Genomic DNA, 2,500 nt, shown 5'->3' with positions numbered 1-2,500 from the left:
ATTGTTGAAATAGATTTAAATGGATAGTTGGGTAATAAGACGCAAATATCAATTTTATTTTGAAAATATTTTTTTTTTTCAAGATTTTCAATTATTTTATAAAAAGGTAACCTAACAGATTTTATGTAAATTAATTTTAAAGATGAATATTTCTTTTTTAATAGCATAAAAGAATTTTTGTCATTTGTTAAAATATAAATATTTCTAAATAGTCCTGAGTTAATAGAGCAATTTATTGTATGCTCTACAAGCTTGATTTGATCTATTTCTAAAAAGTTTAAGTTTTTTAAAAAATCTCCGTTTTTTCTACAGGGTATAAAACAGTCCATTGTTTTTACCATTTTTTAATTAGAACATTTGCTTTTTTAAAATCTTCTATATGACCTATGTCTATCCACTTTTTACCAATATCGTAAATTCCAATTTTATTAGATTTATCAATTAAATCAGTCATATTTATTTTTCCTTTATTATTTATTTTAAAAAACTTTTGCGCATACGTTTTTGAAACTGCATAAATACCGGTATTAATTTTTTTTTTAAATTCAGGTTTTTCAATAAAAGTATTTTTGTTTTTTTTCTTTTTTAGTACAGCATAAGGAAATTTTATTTGAAAGTTGGTTATTCCAACTGTCACATCGAATTTACCTTTAGTATGATACTCCATCATTTTTTTATAATTTAATTTTGCAAAAATATCACCATTTATTACTAAAAAATTATTTGTAATTTTTTTCTTAATTATTTCGCCTATACATCCTGCTGTCCCAGATGTATTTTTTTCAAGAAATATTTTAATTTTATTATTTTTTTTATTTTTAATAATTTTTTTTGCAAAATTATATTTATATTTTAAAGTAACTATAATTTGATTTGTTTTGTCTAAATTTATATTTTTTAAAATATAATCAAATGAACTAATATTATTTGCTGTTAAAAAAGGTTTTGGAATAATATAAGTAAATGGTTTTAATCTGATTCCTTCTCCACCACACATAATTATATAATCAAATATCATTAAACACTAAATTAAATCTTTGAAATTAATAATGCTGTCTTCATTAATATTTTTTTTAGCAGTTTTACCAAGGACTTTAAAAATTTTAGTTGGACTTATACCAAATCCAGGTCTTTTCATTATAAGGTTATTAAGAGTAAGCCTCTCTCCTTTGGAAATATTATTTTTTGCTACTATGCTTCTTCTTGCATTAATTCTTGACTTTTTTTCACATTCTAAAATTTCTCTTTTTTTTAAATTTCCATCAATCTTATTTAACAAATCAATATTTTTTCTAAATTTAATTAAATCATCTTTATCCATCGAGTGGAAATGGTCATTACCCTTCAATCCCTTTGTATCTGTAAAATGTTTTTCTATAACATAAGCACCATTTTGGTATGCCTTTGTTAGAATTATCATATTCTGGTCTGGTAGTGTGTGATCTGAATATCCAATTATTTTGTTTTTGAAGGTTTTTTTTAAAGATTTAATCAAATTTAAATTTGCGTCTTTATTATTTGTTGGATAACTCAGAACGCAATGAAGTAATATTACTCGTATTTTTTTATTAACTTTATTTATAAATTTTAAAACGTTGTTTATTTCTTTTTGATTACTAGCACCTGTAGATAGTACAATTGGCTTATTTTTTTGACATATTTTTTTTATAAGTGGGTAATTAGTTAAGTCTGCAGATGCAACTTTATAAAATGGGACTAAATTATCTAAATAATCAACAGCATCTAAATCAAAAGGAGTCGATAAGAAATCTATTTTTAGTTTATCACAATATTTTTTAAGTTGATTGAATTCTTTAAATCCGAATTTATCAAATTTTTTAAATAATTTATATTGTGATTTTACATTAACTTCCTTTAGATCCCAATAATATGGACTATTTTTACACGCAATTTTCTCTGCTTTATATGACTGAAATTTAACTGCATCAGCACCCCCTTCTTTTGCAAGTTTTATTATTTTTTTTGCTCTTTGAAAATCATTTTCAAAATTAACACCAATTTCAGCAATTACATAAGGTTGTTGATTGCTTTGAATAATTTTTGAACCAAGTTTAAATTTCATTTTGAATTATTTTTAATAATATATTTTTTTTCTTAAAATATCTTTTTCTGTTTTCAACAAGTTTATTACGATAATTGTCATTAAAATAAATTTTATTTAATTCATTTATAATAGCGATCATATTATCTTTATTAACATAAATTCCTAAATTCAAGTTATTTAAATTTTTTGCTCGTTTTATCTCTCTTTTCTCTAAGGTATAGTGAATAGAAGGAATCCCTATTCTTCCAAGTTCAAAAGAAGTATTTCCTACTGATGAAATAGCAATTTGTATATTTTTATAAAGTTTAGTTACATCTTTATTAAATTTTAAAATTTTCAAATTTTTTTTATTTTCTATTTTATTGTTAATAAAATTTTTAGAAATAATATTAAATTTAAATTTTATCTCCTTATTTTTTTTTAAAATATAATTTG

4 protein-coding genes (1 of these 4 cut by a window edge) are annotated in these 2,500 nt (G+C 21.7%); all 4 read right to left on the bottom strand.

What is annotated here, in order from left to right:
• Positions 1–341 carry the beginning of a hypothetical protein gene (locus tag ACTT9R_RS04725; RefSeq protein WP_440926874.1) on the bottom strand. Its footprint begins 346 nt before the window's first position, so only the first 341 of its 687 coding nucleotides appear in the window; it begins with the start codon at positions 339–341; its stop codon lies off the left edge, out of view.
• Positions 335–1,018 carry a sugar phosphate nucleotidyltransferase gene (locus tag ACTT9R_RS04720; RefSeq protein ID WP_440926873.1) on the bottom strand — a complete coding sequence of 228 codons (684 nt, stop codon included), beginning with the start codon at positions 1,016–1,018 and terminating at the stop codon, positions 335–337. Before ACTT9R_RS04720 ends, ACTT9R_RS04725 begins: the two co-directional genes overlap by 7 nt.
• Before the next feature lie 6 nt (positions 1,019–1,024).
• On the bottom strand, positions 1,025–2,083 hold the full coding sequence (locus ACTT9R_RS04715) for an N-acetylneuraminate synthase family protein (protein ID WP_440926872.1): 1,059 nt from the start codon (positions 2,081–2,083) through the stop codon (positions 1,025–1,027).
• On the bottom strand, positions 2,073–2,500 hold a 428-nt coding region (locus ACTT9R_RS04710), incomplete at its 5' end, for a glycosyltransferase (protein ID WP_440926871.1). The genes ACTT9R_RS04715 and ACTT9R_RS04710, both read right to left, overlap by 11 nt.

It is taken from the genome of Candidatus Pelagibacter sp. (genome assembly GCF_052049835.1).
Lineage (GTDB): Bacteria > Pseudomonadota > Alphaproteobacteria > Pelagibacterales > Pelagibacteraceae > Pelagibacter.
The sequence above is the reverse complement of the archived record's forward strand: the minus strand, read 5'-3'. Positions and strand labels throughout refer to the sequence as shown.

What these genes read in the sequence shown, in the direction of transcription:
- ACTT9R_RS04720 (WP_440926873.1), bottom strand. Translation starts at nt 1,018, where the DNA reads ATGATATTTGATTATATAATTATGTGTGGTGGAGAAGGAATCAGATTA.
- ACTT9R_RS04715 (WP_440926872.1), bottom strand. Translation starts at nt 2,083, where the DNA reads ATGAAATTTAAACTTGGTTCAAAAATTATTCAAAGCAATCAACAACCT.